Origin of the sequence: Moritella sp. 28, from assembly GCF_018219435.1 — a bacterium.
In the GTDB taxonomy this organism is placed as follows: domain Bacteria; phylum Pseudomonadota; class Gammaproteobacteria; order Enterobacterales; family Moritellaceae; genus Moritella.
Genome location: NZ_CP056121.1, coordinates 880,272 through 906,805, shown reverse-complemented (window position 1 = coordinate 906,805; position 26,534 = coordinate 880,272). Strand labels below are relative to the sequence as shown.

General features: G+C 40.2%; 27 protein-coding genes. 13 read left to right on the top strand and 14 right to left on the bottom strand.

What is annotated here, in order from left to right:
- Positions 1–7: 7 nt before the first annotated feature.
- Both HWV02_RS04175 and HWV02_RS04170 read right to left on the bottom strand, forming a co-directional pair.
- Entirely contained in the window at positions 8–265 is a 258-nt protein-coding gene (locus tag HWV02_RS04175; RefSeq protein WP_211678583.1) for a sulfurtransferase TusA family protein, read from the bottom strand.
- A 193-nt stretch (positions 266–458) separates the two neighbouring features.
- Positions 459–1,433, bottom strand: a complete 975-nt coding sequence (locus HWV02_RS04170; protein WP_211678582.1) for a porin — start codon at positions 1,431–1,433, stop codon at positions 459–461.
- Positions 1,434–1,644: 211 nt separating this feature from the next.
- On the opposite strand from HWV02_RS04170, the gene HWV02_RS04165 reads away from it, so the two are divergent.
- From HWV02_RS04165 to HWV02_RS04160, 3 genes are all read left to right on the top strand, one after another.
- Entirely contained in the window at positions 1,645–2,031 is a 387-nt protein-coding gene (locus HWV02_RS04165) for a DUF423 domain-containing protein (protein WP_211678581.1), read from the top strand.
- A 156-nt stretch (positions 2,032–2,187) separates the two neighbouring features.
- Positions 2,188–2,343 carry a DUF5993 family protein gene (locus tag HWV02_RS22735; protein ID WP_221343602.1) on the top strand — a complete coding sequence of 52 codons (156 nt, stop codon included), beginning with the start codon at positions 2,188–2,190 and terminating at the stop codon, positions 2,341–2,343.
- An 8-nt stretch (positions 2,344–2,351) separates the two neighbouring features.
- The gene (locus HWV02_RS04160) at positions 2,352–2,900 is read left to right on the top strand and encodes a disulfide bond formation protein B (protein ID WP_211674198.1); all 549 of its coding nucleotides are present in this window, start codon (positions 2,352–2,354) and stop codon (positions 2,898–2,900) included.
- Positions 2,901–2,939: 39 nt separating this feature from the next.
- Here HWV02_RS04160 and erpA read toward each other — a convergent pair whose 3' ends face one another.
- Positions 2,940–3,272, bottom strand: coding sequence for an iron-sulfur cluster insertion protein ErpA (gene erpA, locus HWV02_RS04155; RefSeq protein ID WP_211680003.1), 333 nt, complete (start codon positions 3,270–3,272; stop codon positions 2,940–2,942).
- 205 nt (positions 3,273–3,477) lie between these two features.
- Positions 3,478–4,173 carry a DUF6776 family protein gene (locus tag HWV02_RS04150; RefSeq protein ID WP_211689778.1) on the bottom strand — a complete coding sequence of 232 codons (696 nt, stop codon included), beginning with the start codon at positions 4,171–4,173 and terminating at the stop codon, positions 3,478–3,480.
- Between the two features lie 213 nt (positions 4,174–4,386).
- Here HWV02_RS04150 and hemL point away from each other — a divergent pair, with 213 nt between their 5' ends.
- Together hemL and HWV02_RS04140 are read left to right on the top strand one after the other, a co-directional pair.
- Positions 4,387–5,670 (top strand): glutamate-1-semialdehyde 2,1-aminomutase, encoded by a 1,284-nt coding sequence (gene hemL / locus HWV02_RS04145; RefSeq protein WP_211678579.1) that lies wholly within the window; start codon positions 4,387–4,389, stop codon positions 5,668–5,670.
- 383 nt (positions 5,671–6,053) lie between these two features.
- Positions 6,054–6,728 carry a TIGR04219 family outer membrane beta-barrel protein gene (locus HWV02_RS04140; protein ID WP_211678578.1) on the top strand — a complete coding sequence of 225 codons (675 nt, stop codon included), beginning with the start codon at positions 6,054–6,056 and terminating at the stop codon, positions 6,726–6,728.
- A 98-nt stretch (positions 6,729–6,826) separates the two neighbouring features.
- Here HWV02_RS04140 and HWV02_RS04135 read toward each other — a convergent pair whose 3' ends face one another.
- Positions 6,827–7,735, bottom strand: a complete 909-nt coding sequence (locus tag HWV02_RS04135; RefSeq protein WP_211689777.1) for a LysR family transcriptional regulator — start codon at positions 7,733–7,735, stop codon at positions 6,827–6,829.
- 136 nt (positions 7,736–7,871) lie between these two features.
- Between HWV02_RS04135 and HWV02_RS04130 the strand changes: the two genes are divergently transcribed.
- The gene (locus HWV02_RS04130) at positions 7,872–8,297 is read left to right on the top strand and encodes a PACE efflux transporter (RefSeq protein ID WP_211678576.1); all 426 of its coding nucleotides are present in this window, start codon (positions 7,872–7,874) and stop codon (positions 8,295–8,297) included.
- 72 nt (positions 8,298–8,369) lie between these two features.
- Here HWV02_RS04130 and mrcB read toward each other — a convergent pair whose 3' ends face one another.
- The 3 genes from mrcB to HWV02_RS04115 form a co-directional block, all read right to left on the bottom strand.
- Positions 8,370–10,601: a penicillin-binding protein 1B gene (mrcB, locus tag HWV02_RS04125; RefSeq protein ID WP_211689776.1), complete on the bottom strand. Its 2,232-nt coding sequence runs from the start codon at positions 10,599–10,601 to the stop codon at positions 8,370–8,372.
- A 133-nt stretch (positions 10,602–10,734) separates the two neighbouring features.
- Positions 10,735–11,373 (bottom strand): LysE family translocator, encoded by a 639-nt coding sequence (locus HWV02_RS04120; RefSeq protein WP_211678574.1) that lies wholly within the window; start codon positions 11,371–11,373, stop codon positions 10,735–10,737.
- 10 nt (positions 11,374–11,383) lie between these two features.
- Positions 11,384–11,884 (bottom strand): GNAT family N-acetyltransferase, encoded by a 501-nt coding sequence (locus tag HWV02_RS04115; RefSeq protein ID WP_211689775.1) that lies wholly within the window; start codon positions 11,882–11,884, stop codon positions 11,384–11,386.
- Positions 11,885–12,056: 172 nt separating this feature from the next.
- Here HWV02_RS04115 and arfB point away from each other — a divergent pair, with 172 nt between their 5' ends.
- A complete protein-coding gene (gene arfB / locus HWV02_RS04110; protein WP_211689774.1) occupies positions 12,057–12,470 on the top strand; it encodes an alternative ribosome rescue aminoacyl-tRNA hydrolase ArfB in 414 nt (137 codons plus the stop codon).
- On the opposite strand, the gene HWV02_RS04105 is transcribed toward arfB, so the two are convergent.
- Positions 12,460–13,884, bottom strand: a complete 1,425-nt coding sequence (locus HWV02_RS04105) for a peptidoglycan DD-metalloendopeptidase family protein (RefSeq protein ID WP_211678572.1) — start codon at positions 13,882–13,884, stop codon at positions 12,460–12,462. The genes arfB and HWV02_RS04105 overlap by 11 nt on opposite strands.
- Before the next feature lie 137 nt (positions 13,885–14,021).
- The gene (locus HWV02_RS04100) at positions 14,022–14,312 is read right to left on the bottom strand and encodes a DUF1294 domain-containing protein (RefSeq protein ID WP_211678571.1); all 291 of its coding nucleotides are present in this window, start codon (positions 14,310–14,312) and stop codon (positions 14,022–14,024) included.
- A 569-nt stretch (positions 14,313–14,881) separates the two neighbouring features.
- On the opposite strand from HWV02_RS04100, the gene HWV02_RS22765 reads away from it, so the two are divergent.
- Positions 14,882–15,046, top strand: coding sequence for a hypothetical protein (locus HWV02_RS22765; protein WP_255550591.1), 165 nt, complete (start codon positions 14,882–14,884; stop codon positions 15,044–15,046).
- A 128-nt stretch (positions 15,047–15,174) separates the two neighbouring features.
- On the opposite strand, the gene HWV02_RS04090 is transcribed toward HWV02_RS22765, so the two are convergent.
- From HWV02_RS04090 to hrpB, 4 genes are all read right to left on the bottom strand, one after another.
- Positions 15,175–16,650 carry an EAL domain-containing protein gene (locus HWV02_RS04090; protein ID WP_211689773.1) on the bottom strand — a complete coding sequence of 492 codons (1,476 nt, stop codon included), beginning with the start codon at positions 16,648–16,650 and terminating at the stop codon, positions 15,175–15,177.
- 522 nt (positions 16,651–17,172) lie between these two features.
- On the bottom strand, positions 17,173–17,337 hold the full coding sequence (locus tag HWV02_RS04085; protein WP_211689772.1) for a hypothetical protein: 165 nt from the start codon (positions 17,335–17,337) through the stop codon (positions 17,173–17,175).
- 276 nt (positions 17,338–17,613) lie between these two features.
- Positions 17,614–18,564, bottom strand: a complete 951-nt coding sequence (rlmF, locus tag HWV02_RS04080; protein ID WP_211689771.1) for a 23S rRNA (adenine(1618)-N(6))-methyltransferase RlmF — start codon at positions 18,562–18,564, stop codon at positions 17,614–17,616.
- Between the two features lie 75 nt (positions 18,565–18,639).
- The gene (hrpB, locus tag HWV02_RS04075) at positions 18,640–21,135 is read right to left on the bottom strand and encodes an ATP-dependent helicase HrpB (protein WP_211689770.1); all 2,496 of its coding nucleotides are present in this window, start codon (positions 21,133–21,135) and stop codon (positions 18,640–18,642) included.
- Between the two features lie 113 nt (positions 21,136–21,248).
- On the opposite strand from hrpB, the gene HWV02_RS04070 reads away from it, so the two are divergent.
- From HWV02_RS04070 to pcnB, 5 genes are all read left to right on the top strand, one after another.
- Complete coding sequence (locus HWV02_RS04070; protein ID WP_211689769.1) at positions 21,249–22,508, top strand: sugar fermentation stimulation protein; 1,260 nt, start codon at positions 21,249–21,251, stop codon at positions 22,506–22,508.
- A 112-nt stretch (positions 22,509–22,620) separates the two neighbouring features.
- The gene (gene sfsA / locus HWV02_RS04065) at positions 22,621–23,328 is read left to right on the top strand and encodes a DNA/RNA nuclease SfsA (protein WP_211678567.1); all 708 of its coding nucleotides are present in this window, start codon (positions 22,621–22,623) and stop codon (positions 23,326–23,328) included.
- A gap of 154 nt (positions 23,329–23,482) precedes the next feature.
- Positions 23,483–23,926: an RNA polymerase-binding protein DksA gene (dksA, locus tag HWV02_RS04060; protein WP_211678566.1), complete on the top strand. Its 444-nt coding sequence runs from the start codon at positions 23,483–23,485 to the stop codon at positions 23,924–23,926.
- Between the two features lie 84 nt (positions 23,927–24,010).
- Entirely contained in the window at positions 24,011–24,889 is an 879-nt protein-coding gene (gluQRS, locus tag HWV02_RS04055) for a tRNA glutamyl-Q(34) synthetase GluQRS (RefSeq protein ID WP_211689768.1), read from the top strand.
- A gap of 181 nt (positions 24,890–25,070) precedes the next feature.
- Positions 25,071–26,531, top strand: a complete 1,461-nt coding sequence (gene pcnB / locus HWV02_RS04050; protein WP_211689767.1) for a polynucleotide adenylyltransferase PcnB — start codon at positions 25,071–25,073, stop codon at positions 26,529–26,531.
- Positions 26,532–26,534: the final 3 nt, after the last annotated feature.

Here is a 26,534-nt window from a genome sequence, read left to right as displayed (position 1 = left end):
TATTGCCTTAAAATTGAGTATTGTGCTGTGTTAGGGATAAATGCGGCGTTAGCTTCGTCACCTTAATACGTAACATTAATGGCGAGTTTTCTAACTCAGCGACGTCTTGACCAATACTGATTAAAAATTTAGGTATATCTTGACGAGAACCAGGATCGGTCAGTAATACGATGATTTCGGTGCCAAGCTCAGCTTGCTTTAACCATAGCTTCACTTTAATAAGTGGTAAAGGGCAAGCGTGGCGACTTAAGTCCAATTGCTGCATTATCTTTACCTACCTTACCTAAAAGGCCAAACTAGAAATTTGCAGCCATTATCAACTGTTTTCAAGCTATACACAACCAGCTTACGCTTTGAATATGAACTAGATAGAAAACTGAATACAAAAAAGCGGTTAACCCGAAGGTTAGCCGCTTTTGCGCATTCAACAATCTAATTTAGCGAGGCTAATTTAACAATTAGAAGCTGTAACGTGCAGCTAGGTGGAAATCGTCATCCATACCTTTAATGCCATTAATTCGGTATTCTGCAACAGTACGGAAGCTTTTGTTGAAGTCATAACGGACACCGAATACGAGGTCATCAACAGAGTCTGCTTTAGCCGATGATTTTGTGTCTTCAGTTTCTTGTGCATTATACAAAATTTGCGCACGTAATTGTTTATTTATCTTGTATTCAGCCGTTAGTTCGTAACCAGTATGGTCTTCACCTTCAGCTAAGAATTCAGAACCTTGAGAGTACGTAGCAGCTAATTTAACAGGACCCGTATTATAGCTAGCACCCACTAAGAAGATTGATGCGTCATAATCATCAGTTGGTGAACTCGCGTTATAACCAGCTGCCAATGTCAGACCAAAATCAAGTTTATATGCCGCAGCTAAACCGTATGCAGCATCACTTTTAGCATCATCTTGGTTATCATCAAGGCGGTATGACGCATCTAATTGTAGTTCGCCAAATTTGTTGCTGTATTTTAATAGGCTGTTGTCACGGTTTGTACCATCGTGGTCTTTACCTACGCCCAGATTGCCACCATATGCATTGCTATAAGCCGTATCAGTAATGTCTGATACTAATGTAACCGCACCATATTGACGACCGAAGCTGAATGCACCGACGTCACTCTTAAGACCAATATACGCTAAGCGGGTTTTCGTTTTTTCTTGTTTCTCGCCATCCGCGAGATCCCACTGTAGTTCATAACGACCAAATGCCGATAGTGAGTCAGAAATGTCTGATTTTAATTTAGCGCCAATACGGATGTAAGAATCATTACCATAATTAGCATTTTTGTCTTCACCGCTAAAGTCATGACCTGCATAAGCACGACCGTAGACGTTAACTGATTGACCGTTATCCTTATAAACTTCAGCTGCGCCAACAGTTGATGCGAATAAGCTTGGTAATACAAGTGCAAATAATGCTTTTTTCATTTTGAATTCCATCCCATTAAAAAATATAAAAATTTTGTTGAGTAGTTACTTTAAATTTAAGTTAATTCTAAGGATGAAATATGACAAAGATATGTGATAAACATGAATGAAAAATGTAAGATAAATGACAGCTTTATTACGCATTACAACAACGTAAGTATTACGTATTACAACAAATTAAGTTTTTCTACTTATCAAAGGTAACCACACCATGCAGAACAACAGGCTCAAGTATTTCCTTATCATCAGCTCACTATTAATGTTTACCAATATTCTTGTGGGTACATTAGGTGCGCATCTATGGCACTCTCAACTGGTATTGAATAACGGTGTTGCCAATTTTGCGACGGCGAGAGACTATTTATTTATTCATACTTTAAGCCTGTTATTTTTGGCTTTATTGGATAATAAGTTTGTCGCGGGACGATTTAATTGGATCGCAGGACTACAACTTATAAGTATTATTACGTTCAGTGGCAGTTTAATCTTGTATGCATTAACGGGTGAGAAATGGCTAAGTAGTATCACGCCTTTCGGTGGCAGCGGCCTGATGTTGTCTTGGTTATTATTGGTTTGGCGCGCATTCAAGATTAAATAATTAATACTGTCGCTTCGTGAGCACGTAGATTCTTCACAAATATGATAGTTGATGCACACAACCCAACCGCCTAGCACACTTTAATGTTGAAAACTTTGACCTGAGCGAGTATATTCAACAAAAGTTATTCAAAAACACATTTTAAGGTAATTAATTATGATGGCATTAATCTTTGCCCTATACCTAGTGAGCATGCTGTTCGCATTAAAAGGGAAACGGGTATGGTCATTCTATGGATTTATATTTTCATTGCTCGTGAGCGCATTTTGGTTTTCACATCATGCAACTGACACGCTACAAATTTTACTTTAGGATCAATAATGACTAATAATCTATCTCGCCAGTTAAATGCCCTTGGTGCTATTGCATTGTCATTAGTACTTGGATTTGCATTTTATTCACAAATTGCAGAAAACATACTAGCTTGCCCTCTTTGTTTATTGCAACGTGTTGGCTTTATCGCTGTGTTATTCGGCTTATTATGTAATATAATTTTTGGCCCTCGAATGATACATTATAGCGCTATGCTTGCAGGTGCACTTTTAGGTGCAGCAGTCGCATTACGTCAAGTATCCCTACACGTAATTCCTGGTACACCACACTATGGTGCACCTTTCTTAGGCATACATTTTTATACTTGGGCATTTATTACTTTTGCTGTAATCATAGCTGGAACCGCTATAATGATGGCTTTCTCTGCTCAATATGAAAAAGTTAAATACGTACCTTTTTCAATGCAGACTGGTATAGCTAAAATAGCTATTATCGCAGTAATCCTCATAACAGCATCAAATATGCTAAATGCATTCGCCGAATGTGGTCCATACGAATGCCCAGGTGACCCTGTAAGTTACTGGCTATTCAGATAATAAAAAAGGGACTTAGGTCCCTTTTTTATTATCTAAATTTTAGATTGAGAAACTAGAACCACAACCACACGTTGTTGTTGCGTTCGGGTTGTTTACGAGGAAACGTGAACCTTCTAAGCCATCAATATAATCAACCGTACCGTCAACCAAATATTGTAGACTCATTGAGTCTACAACCATAGTCACACTGTTCTTTTCGATAACCGTATCACCAGGGTTGATCTTTTCATCAAAGGTAAAACCGTAAGAGAAACCAGAACATCCACCACCTGTAACGTATACGCGTAATTTAAGTGCTAAGTTTTCTTCTTCAGTGATCAATTCTTTTACTCTCGCTGCCGCTGCATCACTAAAGTGAATTGGCAAGGCCATATCGTCTGCACTTGCTTCCACTTCGACAGGTGTAACAGCTTGTTCAACAATATTATTATCAGCCTGAGTTGCACCAACGTCTGTAAATAGTTCCATATCTGCTCTCACTTAAACTCGATTTATACGTTCAATTATCTAATACCTGACTAATTCCGTCAACTATCGTTTCTTAATGCATTATACCTAGCGCTGTAATGCTAGGTGATTACCCAGAGATAGAGTCACTGGTTTGTAATACCGCACTCCAGTCAAAACTTTGTTTTAAGTTAACGCCAGAATTCCAACGATTACCCTTTACCTTACCCACAAATGCAACGCGCTCGGGTACAAACCCCAACGGAAACCTAATGGATCCTTCCACCACTTGGAAATAACGAAATGAGAAACTTAATTTTTGTTGTTTTTTATCCACTAATTCATTCCAACGGTACTCCACTGGTTCCCCATCTAGGCTACCGTAAAAAATTAAATCGGCAGAGGCTTTAATGTGGCGCTTTTTCTTTTGTACCTGCATTAATACAAGCTGCATAAAGTAATAATCTTCGCTGACTTCCGGAATAAATGTCAGGCTTTCTAATTTCACGCCATTAATGACGTCTTCCGGCGCCATGATTCGTCGATAAAAAACTAACTCACGCTTTAACTCAGCATTTTCATTAAATAGAATACGTTGCTGCTCGGTTAGTTGGTCCACTAATATTTGCGAGGTCTGTAGTTCAACTTCAACTTGTGCTTTGATCTTACTCGTTTCCGCTAAGTCACTACTGAGTCGTAAAATTTCATCATCTTTCATGATTATGTTTGCTGCTGACTCCATGCCTTTTAAATAAGAAAAGCCATAACCTAATAATATAGCAAGCGCTAATAATACGATGTAACGTGGTTTAATAATCTTAAACATGTCAGCCTTTTTCGTGATGAAGCATAAAAATAAAGCGCCATTTTAACGATTATACTGACGAAAACAAAGGCAACTTAAGTGCAAGTCGCTAAAAATGTAAAAAAGCTACGCTTAAACCCCTGAACAGGTATAATAACTCCCTAAAATATTTCTACTATTTTTCTTACTATTTCTTACTATATTGTCTCTGACTGTAGATAAAAAGGATTTCAGATGTCTAAATCAAGCCAACTTTTCACGCAAGCTCAAGCTATTATTCCTGGTGGCGTTAACTCACCAGTGCGCGCATTCAATGGCGTTGGTGGTAGCCCACTCTTTATTCAACGTGCCGAAGGCGCGCGTATCTATGATGTAGACGGCAATGCCTATATTGATTATGTAGGTTCGTGGGGGCCGATGATTTTGGGTCATAACCATCCAGCAATCAAATCTGCTGTATTAGCGGCGGTTGAAAACGGATTAAGTTTTGGTGCACCAACCGAAATCGAAGTGATCATGGCACAGAAAGTACAAGCGATGGTGCCTTCTATGGCACAAATACGCATGGTTAGTTCAGGTACAGAAGCAACAATGAGTGCAATTCGCCTAGCGCGTGGTTACACAAATCGTGACAAAATCTTAAAATTTGAAGGTTGCTACCACGGCCATGCTGACTCACTACTGGTTAAAGCAGGTTCTGGCGCATTAACCTTAGGTCAACCAAGCTCACCAGGTATTCCAGCTGATTTTGCTAAGCATACACTGACAGCAACGTTCAATGATTTAGCATCGGTTGAATCACTATTCTCTGAATACCCAGAAGACATCTCTTGTATCATTGTAGAACCTGTTGCGGGTAACATGAACTGCATTCCACCACAAGCAGGTTTCCTACAAGGACTGCGTAGCATTTGTGATAAATACAATGCAGTGCTTATCTTTGATGAAGTAATGACAGGTTTCCGTGTTGCAACGGGCTGTGCACAAGCACACTACCAAGTAGAACCAGACCTAACGACATTAGGTAAAGTAATCGGCGGCGGCATGCCAGTTGGCGCGTTTGGCGGTAAACTTGAGATCATGCAACATATTGCCCCAACTGGTCCGGTATACCAAGCGGGTACATTGTCGGGTAACCCAATTGCAATGGCGGCAGGTCTTGCTGCATTAACCGAAATTGATAAGCCAGAAGTAGCTGCGCAATTAAGTGCTAGCACCAAACAATTAGCTGAAGGCCTAAAAGCGGCAGCTGCACGTCAAAACATCGCATTGGCTGTAAACTACGTTGGCGGTATGTTTGGTTTCTTCTTTACTGACCAAGCTGAAATCACTGGTTTTGAAGCTGTATGCAAGTGTGATGCTGAACGCTTCAAGAAATTTTTCCACTTAATGTTAGCAGAAGGTGTTTACCTTGCACCATCTTCATTTGAAGCCGGTTTCTTATCAACTGCGCATACCAGTGCCGATATTGAAGCAACAATTGAAGCGGCTGAACGTTGTTTTGCTAAACTAGCGTAACAATTCCGAACCTAAAAGCATGATAAAAGTACCATTTTTATCATTTTGTTAAGCCCTATTTTTAGGGCTTTTTTGTGTCTTTTTTTTACCAAGTAAAAGTACCAGCCAAAAACAAGTTAAGCTACTTTGGTTTAAATAACATAAATAGGTCATTAAACATGATAATTTAACTGTAAAATGTATAATAGCCTCCAAAAACAACTGCATGCAAACGGCTTTGTAAAGATTAATATTAGCGCTAAACTTTTTCCCCCACAGGCCGAAAGTATTAACTGCCAGTTAATAGTGTTAGGAAATAACTAGGTTTTGGCTAATACTTATTGACTAGGGACGCTTGCTGTTACTGTTGCGCGACAAATTACATAGATGAACATGGACTCATTATGAAAAAACAACTACTTGCACTAACTCTTCTTACCGGTTTTTCGAACGGCGCAGCTGCTGATATGCTTGGCACCTATTTTGGTGCTGACGTATGGCAATCAGGCGTTGACGGAACGATTACATATAAAAATAACTCTGCAGTTACTAGTTATGAAGATACTTACAACTACCGTATGTATGTGAAATTTGAACATCCAATTCCACTCATTCCAAATGCTGCAGTTAGTTTCTCAAATGTAGATGTTGAAGGTTCTTCAGCGGGTGAAAACATTAACCTTAAAACGATTGATTTCACTCTGTACTATGAATTCTTAGACAATGACATTGTGTCGCTAGATGCAGGTCTAACATGGCGTCAACTGGACGGTTCTTTCGAAAGTGGTTCGACGAAGGCGTCATTCTCAGGTCCATTACCTATGGGTTATGCTTACGCTGAAGTTGGCTTACCTATGTTCCCACTGAAAGCCTTTGCAATGGTGAATGCGATTGGTATTACAGGTGATGTTTACGGTGATGCTGAAGTAGGTTTATCTTTCATGCTAAACCCAGGTTATGTACTTGATTGGTCTATCCGTGCTGGTTACCGTATCCAACAACTTGATTTTAATGTTGATGACGTGAAAGCTGATGCAACCGTTGACGGTGTATTTGTTGGTTTTGAAGGTCACTTCTAAGTCGATTTAATACGACTGACAAACCCAGATAGATAACAAGGCGAAGTCTTTCTCTCTTACTCATCATAGTAATAGAAAGAGACCTCGCTTTTTATTATCTATGACGCCCTTAATTCCCAATGTTCATCAACAAAACAATAGCGCTGTAATAAATCAGTTACACTTGCTAATACAGGGCCAGAAGAACGACTTCGAGAGACTAAACATCCAATAGGTGTTAGCCAACCGCTGTACTCATGCGCAACAGGTAAAGAGACTATTTTCCCTTGTTGAATATTTTTCTTTACGAGTAACTCAGGTACATTTGCCCATCCAATACCATTATGCACTAGCTCTACAAGGGTTTGATGCGTATTTGCATACCAAATCATAGCGCTGATACCGTAACTAAACCAAAGCTCTTTTTGTTTAGCACTTCGATGTACGCATTGGCGATACCTTTTTAAATCAGAATCTTGCACTATAGGTAGCCTTGTCAATTCGTGATTTGGTGATGCGATCGTCAGAAATCGAGCTTGACCAAGCAGAAAGAAATCCATATCGACCTTCAATTCACTATCGGCATAGACAATACCCACTTGTGCTTTACCTTTTTGAACCAATTCTTCGACATCAAAGGTAGACGTCGTTATTATATCGAAATTAGTGATGGGAAATTGATCTGCAAGAGGGGTCAGTATTTGTAACAACTCACTATTCATTAAACTTTCATCTACCGCAATCACCAGCTCATGCTCATATTCTTTCGTTAAAGACTCAACTTTTTGGTCAAAATATTTCTGTTGGTGCAGTATTGATTTCGCAATCGGCAGTAGTGCCTTTCCGTTTTCAGTTAACACAGGTATATTCTTTTCACGATTGAACAATTCTTGATTAATTGTTATTTCTAAATTAGCAATCGCTTGGCTTACGCCTGACTGAGCACGTTTCAGTTTACGTGCCGCAGCCGAAAAAGACCCCTGTTCACATACTGTGACAAAAACGTTTAGTTGTTCAAAGCTGTACATAGTTACTCAATAACTGAAAATATTTGATTTAAGCTATCACTATTCGTGATGGCTGTTAACTTTTTTTATCTCTCTATCCTGTCATAATCGCCACTTCTATATATGTTAATAAGTATTTTAATAAGAGAGGTAGTTCATGGGAACGATAGAAAGAATCAGTCAAGCGGTGTTATTTGAAGTACTGGCTGTCACATTATCGATCATAGGTTTAGTCTTGTTCACAGATCATGATATTGGCTCATTATCAGAGACAATGATAGTTATCGCCAGCATCGCCATGGTCTGGAACTATTTATTCAATCGGTCTTTTGATCATTTTGTAAAGGGAAGCAAAGCTAAACGCTCATTCTCGTTGCGTATTGTTCACGTCATTTTATTTGAAGCAGGTTTATTATTTTTCACTATACCCGTTATGGCTTATATTTTAGACGTCAGCTTGTGGCAAGCCTTCGTCATGGATTTAGGCGTGACTATTTTTATTACTATCTATGCGTTTATGTTTAACTTGATTTACGATCACGCTAGAGTTTTTGTATTACAAAATAGAGTGGTAAATGCTTAAGCTTGGTTGCTGAATATGCAATTGGGCAGCCTAACATTGCCTCTAAATCATTGAGACTAGAGGCTACGAACGCTAATTCACCACTAAGCTATCTGCACTACGTAGTTTCATATAATCACCAAATACAGTTAATGCTCCACTCGAGCCAGTCAAGGTTGAGGTTTTATTATCATCACGTCCCACCCAAACAGTGACCACGTCACGATTATCTAAACCGACAAACCAACTGTCACGTAACTTATCCGTCGAACCGGTTTTACCTGCAAAGTTAATACCTGGAAATTGCCAGCGTAACCGTCGAGCAGTGCCTTTTTTCGCCACCAGCGTCATATTATAAATAGTCAGGTCTGTATCTTTACTAGCAAAACGGCGCTGACCTTTCAGGCTTTGCTGATAGACTAAATCACCGTCTTCATCGACCACCGCGACCAGACTTGTTAATTTATGATATTCCCCCGCTGTAGCAATCGTTTGATACATTTGTGATACTTGGAATGGTGACATATTTAATGCCCCCAATAGCATCGATGGATAGTGATTATCCACTTTCTCAACGCCTAGACGTTTTAAACTTTTAATTACATTATCCACACCCAGAGCCATGCCTAAATTAACAGTAGGTACGTTAAGCGATTGCATTAAGGCTTGGTATAACGGGACTTCTCCACGGTATTTACGATCATAATTTTTTGGCTGCCAGTTATTACCGTACTGGTTATTTAATCGCAGCGGTTTATCTTCTAGCGGTGAATTAAGATCATAACCCTTTTCAAATGCAGTTAAATAAATCGCGGGTTTCACCACAGAACCAATCGAACGAGAAGCATCCAGCGCACGGTTAAAACCGGCATATTGCGTGTTGCGGCCACCAACAATTGCGGTAACCCGACCATATTGACGGTCGGTCACCACCATGGCGGTTTCTAATCCGGAAATATTCCGTGCCTTTTCCAATCGAGGCAGACTTTCTGTGATAGCGGTTTCTGCCGCCCGTTGTGCAAGCGGGTCCAAACTGGTAAATATTTTTAACCCCGATTGATCATAAAGCGCATCACCAAACGTGGTTTTTAATTCACGGCGTAATAACGATAAAAACGCAGGTGCTTTCGTGGTACTCATGTGCCCACGCGGAATAATACCCAGCGGTCTCTTAATCGCGGCACGATATTCAGCGGTACTGATCTTGCCATTTTTGGATAATAAACGAATGATCATATCACGACGTTCAAGTGCACGTTCGGGGTAGCGCCACGGATCATAAAACGACGGTCCTTTAACAACGGCAACCAAAAACGCCATTTGGTCTATGCTCAATTCCGGTACTGGTCTGCCAAAATAAAAGTAGCTAGCTAAACCAAAACCATATACACCATCACTGTAGTTTTGACCTAAATAAACCTCGTTAAGGTAGCCGCTTAATACCACATCCTTACTTAAACGATAGTTAATCAATATTGCCATGTACGCTTCGTTAAATTTACGCCAATAACTGCGCTGACGGGTTAAGAAAAAGTTTTTAACTAACTGCTGAGTTAGCGTACTCCCTCCCTGTACAGTTCGTCCTGCATTCATATTGGCAAACACAGCACGGATAATAGCAACAGGCGATACGCCGCTATGATGGTAAAAGTTTCGATCTTCCACCAATAATAAGGTATCAATTAATAATTGTGGGTAATCTTGTAATTCAACCAAGATACGATCTTCTTGGTTCGGAGCTTGCAGTGTATCAAGCAGCATAGGATCAAGATTAACTGAATTAAGATATTTACCGGTTTTCTGATCACGAATACTGACTAAGCGGTTATCAGCAAAGGTAAGAAACAACGCTTTATTAGGTTCAGTTCCATCAAGATAAGTAAAACTTCGACGCAGTAATTCGACTTTAGTCGCCGATATTGAGAATTGCCCGGCAGTACGTGGTTTTGTTACTTTTAAATAATTGAGTAAAACCAGTTCTTCGACCAATTTATCATGTGGTAAAAACATCCCTGGTTTTAGTTCTAAACTGCGTGCGTATATTTGCGCAGGGGTCTTCCAGATAGGGCCAGAAAATCGCGTTTGGATCTTACTGTCTAAATACATACCATAAAGAATAAAAAGAGCCGAAAAAGCCAAACTAAATTTAAACAGGAAAATGGCAATACTGCGAGTCCAAGTGCGACTTGTTACCTTTTTCGTTTTTCGCTTAGTGATTTTTTTTGCGGTAGATTTATTCGCTGATTTTCTTGCCGCTGCTTTTGCTGGTGTTTTTCGTTTGTTGACAGTTTTTTTTGTGTCATCACTTACGGGACGTTTAGCCAATGGAAAGGGTCCTAGAAATTGCATTAAATACAGTCTAATACGATTAGATAAAATAGCGTAAAAAAGAATCGTTAGTTTACCCTGTTCGCTCCCCCGAACTCAACTCTTACAGAAGGGTATTTTAACTACCTGATTATGTAGCAGCGAGTTTGATCCCAAGCCCCACAAAAACAGCGCCAACCGTCCGATTAAGCCACAGCGTAAAACTTTGGTTACCTTTTACTTTTTTGGTTAAACGATGGGCAACAAAGATATAACCGAGTTCCACCACAAATGCACCAATCACCACAATCAAACCCAATAACAATAATTGCGTTGAGATCGAACCATGCCCTTCACGCACAAACTGTGGTAAAAAAGCCATAAAAAAGATCGCAGCCTTGGGGTTGAGGACATCGATTAATACCCCTTGTTTGAATATTTTCCAATGCGACATTAGCGATGATGAGTCACCATCAGTATGGCCAGTGGCCGTTAATTCAATACCACCAGATGCAGTGAATGCCTGCCAAGCCAAATAAATAAGATAACCCACTCCAATGATTTTAATGAGCATAAAAGCATAAGCGGAAGAAACGATAATCGCAGATAAACCTAATGCTGCGGCAGCTACATGCACCAAAGCACCAGAACAAGCCCCAGCAGCGGCAACAACGCCCGTTTTACGACCATGGCTAACCGTCTTAGTCAGTACAAATATCAGGTCCGGTCCCGGTGTCATATTTAGTGCTAATGATGCGGTGAGAAACATTGCCCAATAACCAATATCCATCTGATCTTCCTTAATCCAAATTAACTGCCTTTACCATATATAATTCATTTTCAGCAAGGCCGTCAATCATCCCTTGTGGCTTTGATATTAATTGCTTAAAACCATTGTTTTTATAAAATACTATCGCGCTTTTATTGGCTACCATGACGGTTAATTCTAGTTGTTTTAATTTAGACAGACGTGCCCACGCTTCGACATGTGCCAATAATTTTCCGCCGAGCCCCAAACAGATGCTCGCTTGCTGAATACCAATAACCAAAGATGCGGTCTGACTATCACCACTAATATAGCCTGTTATGCCTATCGCAAAACCGATCAGTTTATGATTATCTCGTTCTATTACATAAAGCACTTGGGTTGCTGAATTGATAAATAACGCCAGGTGCTCGCTGAGTTCAGTTGCACTATTTTTCTCACCCATGGCCATAAACGGCGTTTCGTTATTCAGTTGCGAAAATAACGCTGATAACGCGTGAGCATCCGTCACTTTGACTGGTCGAATGATTTCCATAAATATTCTCTAACCGAGGTGCAAATAATAGCGTGTGGTAATTGAAAATTAACAATAGCCACAAACTCGCGTATCATAGGTGTATCTAAAACCAGACGCTAGCAGTTACTCATCAATAACACAGCATCTGTCTGCCCAATATTGTACTGTAATATAACACCAAGGTTTATCAATGGTTTTCATCTCTAGCAATGTATCAATTCCCGATTCAGAAATTGATATTCAAGCCATCCGCGCACAAGGCGCCGGTGGTCAAAACGTCAATAAAGTATCAACAGCGATCCATTTACGTTTTGATATTAAGGCGTCTTCACTACCCGTATTTTATAAAGAGAGGTTATTAGCGTTAAGCGATCATCGCATTACCAAAGATGGTGTGATCATCATTAAATCTCAAGAATCGCGTAGTCAGGATTATAACAAACAGGTAGCATTTGAACGTTTAGTTGAATTGATTAAGCAAGCGACCGTGATCCAAAAGGCACGTCGTGCTACCAAGCCGAGTCGCAATGCCAAAAAGAAACGTATGGACACTAAAACTCAGCGTGGTAAAACCAAAAATATGCGCGGTAAAGTTAGCTTTTAGCTTGCTCCCAAGCTGCATGATAGCCATTTAACGCCAGTTTAAATGCCGCTTGTTGACGTTTATCAATTGCCGACGCAATAGGAATGTCCGCAGTCATCGCATTAACAGCACGGCCACGCATGTGTAGCTCGTAATGTAAATGAGGTCCAGTAACACGGCCACTATTACCCGATAACGCAATTTTTTGTCCACGTTTTATTCGTTGACCTTTTCTCACCAGTGCCTTACTTAAGTGTAAAAAACGAGTACGGAATGTTTGACCATTTGATATTTCAATATACAGTCCTGCATACTTATGATTAACCACTCGCGACACAATACCATCACCCGTTGCATACACAGAGGTACCAATTGGCGTCGCAAAATCGGTACCGTTATGCGGACGTAATAAACCTGTCACGGGGTGTACACGCCTTGGATTGAAGCTTGATGATATACGATACTTACTGCTAACAGGGCGACGCACAAAAGCGCGTTCAATACTCAGACCTGCTTCGTCATAATAACTACCTTCATACAAATAGGCACTAATGTCACGATTACGATTATTAATACTTACCGCATCAATACGATTTTCACCTGTGAGTTGATCTCCAATATATTGACGAGACACTAAGACTTTAAAGGTATCTCCGCTGCGTAAATCTCGACTAAAATTAATTTTATCTTTTAATAACGTCGCAATGAATTGTGCTTCAAATAACGATAGTCCAGCTTGCTTTGCTGAACCAGAAAAGCTATTTTCAACGGTACCTATGTAACTATGGTCTCGCCATTCACCGTCAACATTTATCTCTTCAAACTCGAAACCGCTCTCACCTAAACGCTTATAAACGACTTGATGACCAAGACTTACTTGTAATTCCAAGCGCGTTAATTCGCCCTCAAACTCGGTGAATGCTAAGGTTTGTCCGGGTTTAATACTATCTAACGCCAGAACATTTAAGTCCACTTCCAATATTTGATATAAACTCGTTTGACTTAAATCTAACTGCTCAAAAATAGCCCCTAAAGTGTCACCCTTTTGGATCACGTAGTTAATGGTTTTTGGGTACGACTTTGCAAGATCCTCAGCGATTTCTGCAACGGCCGATTCAGTAATAGTCGCGTTAGCAGCGCTTGCTTCGTAAAGTGGTGAACGAGGATCATCAGTAAGTAACGAGTCCGCAGGCATCGCAGTCGCAGCGGGATCAAGTAATACTGCTTGTGGCGATGATTCAGATGGTAACTCAGCTATTTTGTCTTTCGATACATCCGAAATATCAGCGGTAACAGAATTAGCACTGACGCTGATATCATTACTGTCATCGACTTTATCTGTCACTGGTAATAACGCGACAATGAAAAGTAATACACTTGTTAATAACACCCACGTTAGCACTAACTGTAATTTATTTTTTTTAATTGACGACATTTAATGAATACCCAGTCTTCGTTCAAAATAGTAGTAATTAGCATAATAAGGCCGAAATGGTATAACACAACAAAACAAAGGCATAGTATAGATAACGTAAATATGTGTAAATCAGGCAAAAGTTTTAGTATCTAAAACTAACCAACAATCACATAACTCGGATCAATTTGAAAAATTACGAATACAATTAATACATTACCAGCAACCGTTAACCAAAAAATACGTTTGAAACTGATTTTACTTTTTTTATGAGAAAACAATTTTTGGCCGACGAGCGCACCAGGCCAACCTCCGAACAGCGCCAACAAGTGCAATGTACGCTCTGGTGTACGCCATCCCTGCCGTTTAGCCGCCCATTTATCTTTGCCATATACCAATAGGGTAATGATGCTCAATATTAAATAGCTGTAACCTAACCATACCAACATGCCACTATCCCTTTAAATTTAAACTAATTCTGTTGTCGACACTATTTCAGATATAAAAACGGTAAACGCGATGCTTACCGTATTAATCTACTTAAATATAATCCGTTCTACAAGTTCCGATGCATATTGATCATCCCCTATCTCACGACGAACTCTCACGAGCGACAGAAAGGATTGGGGGTCAAAGCTAAGATGACTTAATTATAAGTACATGAAAATATTTGATGTTCAACATTCGTCAAGTTTATGTCTACCTGGTAGTTTTCTTGTTCATCAAAACTAATATAGTTTTGGCATATTATTTCCATCCCCCCCCAATAAGTAAATCTTACTTCAACGTTCTTTATTCCAGTAAGTGAACTATTGCTCGTAAACGTATTAGGACCGTAAGTCTTAGAAGCATGGGGATTGAGGTAATCACAGCCATCACTGCTACCGTTTAAATCTTTATACAACGTTGAATTATTTACACTAACATCAGCGATTTCTGATATAAGAATCTTGCAAAAGAAGTGCTAGAACGTCTTTAACTTATAAAAGTGTATTTATTAATATGAGCAAATTACGAGGTGCTTCATCACTTAGCCGTAGAAGACAAAAAGAAAGAACAACAAGAAATAGAACAGCCAAAAAATAAAATCACAACCGTAGCAACGAAGCGAAATGTGACAACCGGAGCTAAACCGGTATCGATTAGGTTAAGTGAAAATAACCAAGCAGATCTAAATCTATAACTTCAAAGCTTAGAACTCGAGATGGATAAAAAGGTAACCGCAGCCAAACTTGTTCGCGGGATGATTCACATGCGCGATGACATAGGTAAAGAGGCCTTAACAAGTGGACAGTTGGGATGTAGGTCCCACTAAACTCTAGCCCCCCCCTCAACATTAAGTTTGTCATAAGGTACAGGCTTAGAAAAATAATAACCTTGTAATAAGTCGACCCCTTTCTCTGATAAGAAATCGACCTGAGTCTGAGTCTCGACTCCTTCGGCGATTATTGTTAATTCTAGGGATTTTGCCATATCAATGATGGCATTGAGGACGTTAATTTTTAAATCCTCTCGCCCAATTATATCAATGAACATTTTATCTATTTTAATGCTATCAATATTAAAATGAAGAAAGTAGTTGAATCCACCATAACCTGTGCCAGTATCGTCTAGCTTAATTTGATAGCCATCTGATTGCAGCCTTCCTAGGTTACGCTTAGCTGCTTCTTCATCGTTAAATTTTTGTCGCTCTGTTATCTCGAACGCCGCAATAAACCCTTGATATCCCGCAAAGGTTAGTAGTAATTTATCAACAAAATCATCATTTTCAATTTGTGATGCGGTGAGATTAAAAGCACAAAAAAAATTAAGAGGTAACTGAGCGCTTCCGCTGTGGTGGTTAAAATCGTCTTTGGCTTTGTTAATCATTCCTAATGTCATATCATCTATCACTCCCAATTTCTCAGCTGTATGAATAAACGTATTAGGCGCGAGTATTGCCCCTGAGTTATCTTGCCAACGCATTAAAGCTTCAACGCCCTTCACCTTTCCTTCAGGGGTAACAATTGGTTGATAAAAGGGGATGAATTGCTGTTTTTTCGCAGCTTGAATCAATAGTGCTTCAACACTCAGGCTTCTGTTGCGATATAATTTATATGTGAATAAAAGCAAACTAAACATCACGCAGTACATTAAAAAATAAAACCAGAAATATTTGTCATTAACCTGCTTTTTTAGTGTATTAGACACGTGGAGGTAGCCTCTAGCTTGCCCATAATCATGCACAATAATAAACCATGTTGAATCCAGTGGAACGGGAGCCGCCTCACCTACAAGCTTAATCTGATATGATATGCATGACTCACAATAAAAGTGGAGATAATCTACCAACCTGATCTTATTGATAAAAACAACGAAATTATTGCTAACCCCATCGATCATAACTGCAATTTCTTCTTGGCCTGTAGATTCTGAAAAATAACGAAATAAAGGATATGTCGTTGGTTGTAGTTCAATTGGATGAGACAATATACCGTTGCTTGTACACAAGGTTTGCTTATTAAGCACCAACCCTACGAATCGAAGTTCAGGCTCCTCATGCTCAATTTTGTGTAAAATATGACGAACATTATCAGAGCAGGTGTTAGGTAATACCAAAGCCGAAAGGTAGGATTTTTCATGAATATAGTTGTGTTCCACTCTAGCTATGTATTGTTTAGAATCTAGTTTCATCCAAAACTGAACGACAGAAAGGGAAAGCCAAGATGCTGACAGTAGTGTTAAAGCAAAGCCAGCACTGGCAATAAATATAAATCTGATAATGTTGGGTAAGTAGTGAGTGGTCATTTCCTCTACCTTTTAGAATGGATGACAAAAGTGTAACGCTTTGTTGGGGAAGGATGGTTTAATCAATCATTTATATACTACTTTTTATATTAAACAATACTTCTGAATATAGACCAAAACAAGAACTTGAAGCGAGTAACCTAAAAGCAGCACTACACAACCATCCTGCAAATCAAATTAACACCCAAGAAGCGCCTGATAAAAAAGCAAATGAACAACAAAAACAAAACCAACAACACAACGATTGGCAAGCAGAAATAGCTGAAAACTTAATATCAAACGGTGGAGAGGAATATTATTAATCGTGCCAATCAACGCCCCCATAATACATATTTACCTGAATTAAAAAAATATTGGAACGCGACCACTTAACATTAACGGCTAAAGCATGGAGCAACATATGACAACACCAAATATAGAATTACACGAATTTGATTATGAAATCGCGTACCACGAAATGCGCAATATGGCAGCTTTAGTTCTAATGTGATAGCGGGGAAATAAATGATGGCTTAATTACGCTTAATCCAGAGTGCGACAAAGCAGATTTATTGTTGCATCAAGAAAATGGAGGTATTTTATCGCCTGGTGTAATGTCACACAACTCGTTAACGTTTTAACCTGTGTTACGTTTTGTTTCGAGAGTTCATAAAGAAAATTAATCTGTTGCTGTTGTGAAGTATTCATACTGAATCTCCCCAGTTTGCTACAGAACCTAAAAATAAGATGGAAAATAAAATGCCTTTAAATGATATTAGAAAAAGGGAGTTAGCTCAAAAAACACAGAGTGATGACTCTCATGATATGAGTATGGAATGATTAGCAAATACAGTTGCATGCTCTAAGCACGCAACGGTAAATATCATCGGATATATTTTGAGATTCTTAGACATCCCGTATGTTAAACAGCCGTTTACTCATAGATCTAGCAATATTTTTAAACGGTACCTTCTGCCATTACTGTTACCATTGATCCCCAGCCCACTGTTGTTGTTCATCAGTATCCATAAAGCTCCACGCTAATATACGACTGACTTTTTGACCTTGCGACATAGGGATCACGCGGATTTGTTTTGCACCTAACGTGTGTAAATGTTGTTCAAGCTCTTCGATATGCTCACCCTTTGAGATAAGACTTGTGAACCAACATACTTGTTCAGCGAAATCTTTACTTTCTTTCGCCATGTCTTTAACAAAGCGTAATTCGCCACCTTCACACCAAAGCTCAGTGTTCTGACCACCGAAATTCAACTTCGTGGTATTGGCTGGCGCAGCCTTACCTTTGTGCAGGTTGTTAATCTTACGCTCAGTACCTGCTGCCGCATCTTCCATTGATGCATGGAACGGCGGATTACAAACTGTCACCGCATATTTGTCGTTATATTTGATGACGCCTTTAAAGGTACTACCTGGCGTTTTTTTCAATACAATCTTAATCGCTTTATTTAAGCTTGGGTTTGCTTGCACGATCACATTCGCTGTTTTTGCTGCTACCGTATCAATATCAGTACCCACAAAACCCCAGCCATAGCTGCGATGACCAAGAATAGGATAAATACAGTTAGCGCCAGTACCAATGTCTAACGCTTTAACACGCTTACCTGTTGGTACGTCACCATTATTCATTTCTGCCAGTAGATCGGCAATATAGTGAATGTAATCCGCACGTCCAGGGATTGGCGGACATAAATAACCTGTTGGAATCTGCCAATTTGGTACTTGGTAAAAATGGGCCAATAATGCACTGTTCAAGCAAACGACGGCTTTATCATCACTAAAATCGACCGTTTCTTCTCCACGAGGATTTAGCGTTATGTACGCTTTTAACGCTGGGTATGTTTTAACTAAGGCTGTTAAATCATAACGTCCCTGATGTGGATTACGGGGATGCAATGTAGCGATTTTTTTAGTCATGATAAATCTTCTTTTATTTGTCTGAAACGAACTCTGCGAGATAATAGCAGATTACGAATAACTATTGCTGCTTTCCTACATATGTTTTTTAACACGTCGTGTCGGCATCGCTTCCAAAGGATTATCTGGCCAATAATGTTTCGGATACCGGCCTTTCATTTCTTTTTTAACCTCGGCATAACTGCCACTCCAAAAGCCCAATAAATCTTGAGTAATTTGTAACGGACGCATCGCTGGTGACAGTAATTCAATGACAATAGGCACCCGACCATTGGCAACGGCAGGTTTATTGGCTTGACCAAACATCTCTTGAATACGCACAGGTAAACTCGGTGCACTGTTATCGTTATAACGCAATTTTATTTTCGATCCAGTCGGCACGGTAAAATGAGTGGGTAACTCTTTATCCAAACGCTGCTGTAGCGACCACTCCAAACGTGATAACAACGCCTCTGTTAACGGTATTTTTTTCATCTGCGCAGGCCCAGTTACGCCTGTTAAGTACGGCAGTAACCAGTTTTCTAGATCGTCAATTAAGGCTTCATCACTGTAATCAACAAAACCCACTTCCGCTAACCATAAATGCGCACAACGTAATCGGGTGAGCAATGCTTTACTTTGATCATTCCAAGGTAATACCGATAACCCGGTTTTGCGGATACCGGTCAGTACTGCCGTTTGTTTTTGTGCTGGCGTTATATCAGTTAATACTTGGCGAGATAATACCAACTTACCTAAACATTGACGCTGCTCGGCAATCAATTTTTGGGCTTTTAAATCCCATTGTACAAATGCTTGTGGCTTAAATAATTGCGGTAACCAAGTTTGTAACTCCGCTAAATCAACTTCACAAGCGTTATACACCATGGCATCGGCGCCTTGTTCGGTTAATGACAGGTCAGCGACAACGCATAATTCGGCACTGGCTAAACTGGCATCCGTCATCAATTTAACCCCGAGTCCGTTGCTTAACATATAACGCACGTCTTGCCCTCGTCCTGTATTATCACGACGCTGTGCGATACGGTCTGGATACGCTAACGCTAATAATAACCCGGCATAAGCATTCGTGTTTCGACACTGACTGCTGCTTCCCACAAAGCTAAAACGTTGTGCCCATTGCAGTGCTTGACGTTGTGCTTGTTTAAATTGCCCCGATGCCATTTGTTGCAATGCAAAATCCAAATCAAGTGGTAAGCGTTCACTGCCTTCAAGTAATGCGATTAATCTACAGGCTAACCAACTAATACCCGGCAGTTCACTTTCCCACACTTTTGCCGTCAACAGCATATGTGCTAACCGTGGTGACATACCAAATTCAGCCAATGCTTGGCCATGTTGACTGCAACTCCCCGCATCTAGAGCGCCAAGTTCGGTTAATAACGATTCAGCATATTGCACATTTGCCAATGAAGGCTGATCGAGTAATGACAGTTCCGTAAAGCTATTGACCCCCCATACCTTAAGTTCTAAGCAGGTTGAAGTTAAATCAGCGGCAATAATTTCTGGTTCGATTTGAGCATCTAAGCGGCTGTGATCTTCTTCACGCCATAAACGATAACAATGCCCTGCTTGTAAACGCCCCGCACGCCCTGCTCGCTGAGTTGCTGATGCTTGGCTTATGCGTCTGGTCTGCAATCTGCTGACCCCCGAGCGTGGGGAGAAGCTAACTCGGCGCTCAAGGCCAGAATCAATCACCACCGAAATACCTTCAATGGTTAATGAGGTTTCGGCTATATTGGTTGCCAATACAATCTTGCGTTGCCCTGCGGCGATAGGATTAATTGCTGCCTGTTGCTGCTGTTGCGTTAATTGACCATATAAGGGCAGTACTTGTAGATTCGCATTAACTAATTCTTGTAACTGTTGCTGGCAACGTTTAATTTCACTCACCCCAGGCAAAAATACCAGAATATTACCGCCCTGCTGCTGTAGCGCTAATTTAACCGTTGCGGTTATCGCGCCCGGCAACGCTTGTTTAATCGTACTACGCTGTAAGTTCATCGGGTGATAACTATAAGAAACAGGGAAACAACGCCCTTCTGCCGTCAATAGTTTCGCCTCTGGCAACATTTTCTGTAGCCCTTCGCTGTCGAGCGTTGCCGACATCACTAATAGATTTAAATCATCGCGTAAGCCTTGTTGCACTTCGAGCGCAAATGCTAAACCGATATCAGCATTGAGTGAGCGTTCGTGAAATTCATCAAATATAATGAGATCATAATCGCGGAGTTCCGGGTCTTGCTGGATCATCCTAGTTAAGATCCCTTCAGTTACCACTTCCAACCGTGTTGATTTCGACACTTTAGTATCACCACGCATACGATAACCAACATCTTCTCCGACTTTTTGTTGTAACTTAGAGGCCATAAATATAGCAATATTACGCGCAGCAAGACGCCTTGGTTCTAACATTAAAATTCGACCACTGAAGATATTCTCTTGCAGTAATTTAAGTGGTAATAAGGTTGATTTACCAGCACCTGGTGGTGCTTGCAAGATAACTTGATTAGATGATTTTAAGGCCGTAAATAAATCGGGTAATACGGTAGTGATCGGTAACGCTGCCACAAAGGCCTCTCAGAATAAAATAAATTAATCAGTAATCGTTCGATTTTACCCTAAAAACACCATTCATTAAATTTAAGTCTATTATTTATAAGCAATAGCAAAAGGAATTTACTATGCGCCTATCTACGTCACTTTTTTTATCCTTATTATTCACTCTCAGTTATAACCATACCGCAATGGCTCACATTGGCTTTTGGTCGGAAACATATACCATTACCCATCAACTCACCAATGGCGAAAGTATTGCCAGTGCCAAACAAATTATGCAAGAAAAAGCCCGTATCAAAGCTAGCTTTAATGTACGTAATTATCAATTCATGAATAAGCCCGTCAATCTGACTAACTACAAACAATACGTACCTATTATTCAAGCCACTTATATGAAAATCACGCCACAAAACAAACCGCAGATAGTCAAAGATAAAGATGTATATAAAGGTCAGATATTTGTAGTGCAGCAAATACGGGCAACATTCGATGAGCATTACATTGGCCAAAGCATCGCCACATTACGTAACAGTCCCAAGGTAGAAAAAAATCTGATCACCCTAGATAACGAATTCGATAATAATTTAAAAAATTTAGGTGAGATCAAATTAGCCATTGCTGAACAACAAATATCAACGCAGCAAAGCGCACGATTAATACGCCAACAAGACCATCAAATCATGCAGCTTACATCGGTACTTGATGATGTAAAACGCCTGTTTTCAGCTCACGGTCATAGCCCGCAATTCAATCTAACCCAGTTATTAAAAGTACGGGACAGTATTGACGCAGAAGTCATTGACCCGATTCTCAATACCAAAGTACGAACACGCATCATCAATGTTGAAGAACTGGATAATGGCGATGTTAAAGTCCAAGTGCAAGTTGGCTGGACTCTCCCTATACACCATATGCGTATATTACATAAATATGTGCGTTCTGCCGATGCAACAGCCCCCGGTGGCAGCTCTACGTATTTAAAACTGTCCCGGTTTTATAACGAAAAAGAGCGTGCACCGTCGATACTGTCAGCTAACATCTATAATTACCTTGCCAGTCAAAAAATCTATTTTGATATTTCAATTGGTAGTCAGCATCAAATGTTAGGAGTGCTGTATCCTAATGGGGGGGATCTGATGAACAACTGTAATAACCCACTCGCTCGCGATGCTGACAGCCCAGATAAAACCTCGATATGTATTGTCGAGCAAGTATTTAACGACCAACAGATTTTATCACAGCCCAATATCGCTAACCCGCTTACATTCACCCTCAATGCCAATGAGATTAATGGCCAACTGACCGTCAATGTAAAACAAATATGGCAAAAACCTGCGAGTGAAGAAGACAAACAGTGGCGACGAGATCTATCTAAGTTCAACTAATTATCTTTCGACTGCGATAGGCAACCATGATGTTGTAGCCCTCTGGTTACCTATGGCTTTCTTTTCCAAAAATTATTATGCTCTAGGCTGTTTTCCAACTAATGAGCTGATTATGCATTATCCGACGCCCTTACAGTCCGCCACGTTAATTAAACGCTACAAGCGATTTTTAGCCGATGTCATTCTTGAAAATGGTGAAGAAGTTACTATTCACTGTGCTAATACCGGAGCAATGACAGGCTGTGGTGACCCAGGCGATACCATCTGGTACTCAACCTCAGATAATCCAAAACGTAAATATTCACGCTCTTGGGAGCTTACCGAAAAGGCCAATGGCGATTTGATTTGTATCAATACAGCCAGAGCCAACCAATTAGCCAAAGAAGCAATTCAATCGGCTGCTATATCACAGCTAACGGGCTACGAAAATCTGACCACCGAAGTAAAATACGGTAATGAAAATAGCCGGATTGATATTTTACTCGATGATACTAAACGCGGTAAATGCTATATCGAAGTGAAGAGTGCCAGCTTATTAGAGAATGGCTGTGGTTATTTTCCCGATACTGTCAGTGTCCGAGGACAAAAACACTTAAGAGAGCTGATGACTGTAAAGAAAAACGGACACCGAGCGGTATTATTATTTGTAATTCAGCACACCGGAATTAAGGCGCTAAAACCTGCTAAACACTTAGATAAAGACTATAGTAATCTTGTTAAGCAGGCAATTTACCAAGGAGTTGAAGTATTTGCATACGCGAGTACAATAGAAAAACACGAAATTACGTTGATAGAACAAATTTCATTCAACTGTGACTAATGTCACAGCAAAACTAACCCGAAAGAGGGTGTTGGTGAACAATTTACCAGTTTAGTTTGCGCAGTTTGTGTGTTTCTGGTATTTATACCGCCCATAAATATTGCTTAGCAGTGCTCTGTAATATTATGGCGTAATGCGGACTAGGAGAGATAGCATGCCTGAAGCGAAAAAATTACTCGGTGTTTTAGCCATCGCAGGTGTTGAAGCTTACCAAGAACAGCCTGGTGAAGAATACATGGGCGAGAAGCAACGCGAACACTTTAAAAACATTTTAAGTGCTTGGCGAAATGAACTACGTGAAGAAGTTGATCGCACAGTGGTTCATATGAAGGATGAAGCGTCAAACTTCCCAGATCCTGTAGATCGAGCAGCCCAGGAAGAAGAATTTAGCTTAGAACTTCGAGCACGTGATCGTGAACGTAAACTGATCAAAAAAATCGAAAAAACACTTCAATTAATTGAAAATGATGAATTCGGTTTTTGCGACACTTGTGGTATCGAAATTGGTATCCGTCGTTTAGAAGCACGACCAACTGCAGACCAATGTATTGACTGCAAAACGCTTGCTGAAATTAAAGAAAAGCAAATGGTTGGCTAATCAGTTTTCAACTGACATTATTTTATTGAGGGCTTATTAGCCCTCTTTCTATTTGTAGCCTTTTTTATTTAAAGAACCCTATTTATGTCTAATAGCTATGTAGGACGCTTTGCGCCCTCACCTTCAGGACCATTACATTTTGGTTCCCTGATCGCTGCTGTTGGCAGCTATTTACAAGCAAAATCTAACCAAGGTACTTGGTTAGTACGCATTGAAGATCTCGATCCCCCTAGAGAAATTACAGGGGCAGCAGCGAATATCTTAACAACACTCGATGCCTTTGGTTTACATTGGGATGGTGATGTTATCTATCAAAGCCAGCGCACTTCTGCTTATCAAGAAGCCATTGCCCAGCTTAACCAGCAAGGTTTAACTTACTACTGTCATTGCACCCGCAAACAGATCCAAGCACAAGGGGCCTTTTATCAAGGACACTGTAAGCACAAACAGCTTACTGCAGATAATGCCGCCTTGCGGGTAACGACAACAGTGCCAGTTAATCATTTTATGGATGAGTTACATGGTAAAATAGATATCGAGAAAGCACTCGCTGCAGAAGACTTTATTATTCATCGTAAAGATGGCTTTTTTGCTTATAATCTTGCCGTGGTCGTGGATGATATTTACCAAGGTATAACCCAAGTGGTGCGCGGCGCTGATTTAATTGAACCAACAGGGCGACAATTATACCTGTTTGAACAATTTTCCCAGCCAGCACCATCATATTTACATTTGCCTTTAGTCAGTAATGCCGATGGCTCTAAATTGAGTAAACAGAATCATGCGCCCGGCTTAGATATCAGTCAGGCTAAAGCCCTCTTAATTGATGCATTCCGATTCTTAGCGCTACCCGTGTGTAACGAGCTTCAAGATCTATCTGTACCCCACCTATTACAATGGGGTGCAGAACATTGGTCCGTCAAAAACCTACCCAGACAGAAATCAATCGTATTAAGCCAATAAGGCAAGATTAATACTAAATTTCGTCAACAATCTTTGTCATTTTATCAATGCAGCGCTATTATATGGCGGCATAAATAATTCAACCTATTTTACTATTAATTCGAGGTGTACCATTTTCACTCAAATCACTAAATTCTGTAAAAATATACTAAGCAGAAAACAGATAGATCAAACATCAGATGTGAAAGAAGCGGCCTCTGAAACAGCGTCAAAGACACGCAAAGATCGTGATGCACAGAGTAAAAAAACACCTGAAGATACTCATTCTAATACGGCTGTTGTGCCAGTAGTACAACAAGATGTACAGCATTTGGGATTAAATGAACTGAAACTGGAGAAGGGTCAACACCCTATAAACCATAACTTAATTAGTGAAAACGCCCTAAAAGTACTCTATCGTTTACACAAGTCGGGCTATCAAGCTTACCTTGTCGGTGGTGGTGTGCGTGATATTTTTATTGGTCAAGAGCCAAAAGATTTTGATATCGCGACCAATGCCGAGCCAGAACAAATCAAAAAATTATTCCATAACTGCCGTTTAGTTGGCCGTCGCTTTCGTCTTGCCCACATCTTATTTGGCCGTGACATGATCGAAGTTGCAACCTTCCGTGGTCATCACGTAGAAGAAAAAGAAAAAGAACAAAATCAACAAACATCAAAGCAGTCTGATGGTGGCATGTTGTTACGTGATAACGTCTACGGCACCATCAGTGAAGATGCTGAACGTCGTGACTTTACCGTTAATGCACTTTACTACAACATTGCCGACCGTGCTGTTTATGACTTTGCTGGCGGCCTTGCCGATTTACAAAGTAAACAACTACGTTTAATTGGTGATCCAGAGACTCGTTACCGTGAAGATCCAGTACGTATGTTACGTGCAGTGCGTTTTTCCGCAAAACTAGATATGCAGATCAGCCCAGATGCAGCGGAACCAATTAAACGCATGGCGAACTTACTACAAAGTATTCCCGCAGCCCGTTTATTTGAAGAAACATTAAAACTATTCTTAAATGGTCAGGGTTTAACAACTTATAAATTAATGAAAGAGCATGGCTTATTCCAACCATTGTTCCCGCTGGTTAGCAAATATCAAAACGAAGACGGTTCAAGTAACTGTGATAAATTCATCCAAATTGCGTTAGAGAATACAGACCGTCGCATTAATGCTGGTAAGCGTGTAACGCCCGCTTATTTATATGCCGCAATGTTATGGTATCCACTGGAAGCGATGGCTGAAGAACGCGTTATTGACAGTGGTCTTAACTACAGCGATGCTTTGTTATTAGCAATGAATGACGCGCTGGATTCCCAAATTAAGAGTATTGCAATTCCACGTCGCTTTACTTCAACAATCCGTGATATTTGGCATTTACAAGGCCGTTTACCACGCCGCCAAGGCAAACGTGCAGAAAAAGCCTTCGAACACTTAAAATTCCGTGCAGGTTTTGATTTCTTAGAAATGCGCGCAGAAATCCAAGGTGGCGACTTAGTCGAAGTAACTCAATGGTGGCGCGATTACCAAACTGCGAATGCCACTGGCCGTCAGAACTTAATTAAAGAATTAAATGCACCAGTTGGTAAAAAAACACGTCCTCGTCGCGCTAAAAAGAAAAAACCTGTGAGCGACAGTGATGCTTAATAG

Excerpts from the sequence above, each read along its gene's own strand:
- HWV02_RS04090 (WP_211689773.1), bottom strand. The coding sequence starts at position 16,650 with ATGACCACTCACTACTTACCCAACATTATCAGATTTATATTTATTGCC.
- arfB (WP_211689774.1), top strand. The coding sequence starts at position 12,057 with ATGGTTTTCATCTCTAGCAATGTATCAATTCCCGATTCAGAAATTGAT.
- HWV02_RS04140 (WP_211678578.1), top strand. The coding sequence starts at position 6,054 with ATGAAAAAACAACTACTTGCACTAACTCTTCTTACCGGTTTTTCGAAC.
- HWV02_RS04105 (WP_211678572.1), bottom strand. The coding sequence starts at position 13,884 with ATGTCGTCAATTAAAAAAAATAAATTACAGTTAGTGCTAACGTGGGTG.
- HWV02_RS22735 (WP_221343602.1), top strand. The coding sequence starts at position 2,188 with ATGATGGCATTAATCTTTGCCCTATACCTAGTGAGCATGCTGTTCGCA.
- HWV02_RS04160 (WP_211674198.1), top strand. The coding sequence starts at position 2,352 with ATGACTAATAATCTATCTCGCCAGTTAAATGCCCTTGGTGCTATTGCA.
- sfsA (WP_211678567.1), top strand. The coding sequence starts at position 22,621 with ATGCATTATCCGACGCCCTTACAGTCCGCCACGTTAATTAAACGCTAC.
- HWV02_RS04085 (WP_211689772.1), bottom strand. The coding sequence starts at position 17,337 with ATGAATACTTCACAACAGCAACAGATTAATTTTCTTTATGAACTCTCG.
- HWV02_RS04120 (WP_211678574.1), bottom strand. The coding sequence starts at position 11,373 with ATGGATATTGGTTATTGGGCAATGTTTCTCACCGCATCATTAGCACTA.
- HWV02_RS04115 (WP_211689775.1), bottom strand. The coding sequence starts at position 11,884 with ATGGAAATCATTCGACCAGTCAAAGTGACGGATGCTCACGCGTTATCA.
- dksA (WP_211678566.1), top strand. The coding sequence starts at position 23,483 with ATGCCTGAAGCGAAAAAATTACTCGGTGTTTTAGCCATCGCAGGTGTT.
- erpA (WP_211680003.1), bottom strand. The coding sequence starts at position 3,272 with ATGGCCTTGCCAATTCACTTTAGTGATGCAGCGGCAGCGAGAGTAAAA.
- hemL (WP_211678579.1), top strand. The coding sequence starts at position 4,387 with ATGTCTAAATCAAGCCAACTTTTCACGCAAGCTCAAGCTATTATTCCT.
- rlmF (WP_211689771.1), bottom strand. The coding sequence starts at position 18,564 with ATGACTAAAAAAATCGCTACATTGCATCCCCGTAATCCACATCAGGGA.
- HWV02_RS04070 (WP_211689769.1), top strand. The coding sequence starts at position 21,249 with ATGCGCCTATCTACGTCACTTTTTTTATCCTTATTATTCACTCTCAGT.
- HWV02_RS04175 (WP_211678583.1), bottom strand. The coding sequence starts at position 265 with ATGCAGCAATTGGACTTAAGTCGCCACGCTTGCCCTTTACCACTTATT.
- HWV02_RS04135 (WP_211689777.1), bottom strand. The coding sequence starts at position 7,735 with ATGTACAGCTTTGAACAACTAAACGTTTTTGTCACAGTATGTGAACAG.
- HWV02_RS04150 (WP_211689778.1), bottom strand. The coding sequence starts at position 4,173 with ATGTTTAAGATTATTAAACCACGTTACATCGTATTATTAGCGCTTGCT.
- HWV02_RS04165 (WP_211678581.1), top strand. The coding sequence starts at position 1,645 with ATGCAGAACAACAGGCTCAAGTATTTCCTTATCATCAGCTCACTATTA.
- HWV02_RS04130 (WP_211678576.1), top strand. The coding sequence starts at position 7,872 with ATGGGAACGATAGAAAGAATCAGTCAAGCGGTGTTATTTGAAGTACTG.
- HWV02_RS04170 (WP_211678582.1), bottom strand. The coding sequence starts at position 1,433 with ATGAAAAAAGCATTATTTGCACTTGTATTACCAAGCTTATTCGCATCA.
- HWV02_RS04100 (WP_211678571.1), bottom strand. The coding sequence starts at position 14,312 with ATGTTGGTATGGTTAGGTTACAGCTATTTAATATTGAGCATCATTACC.
- gluQRS (WP_211689768.1), top strand. The coding sequence starts at position 24,011 with ATGTCTAATAGCTATGTAGGACGCTTTGCGCCCTCACCTTCAGGACCA.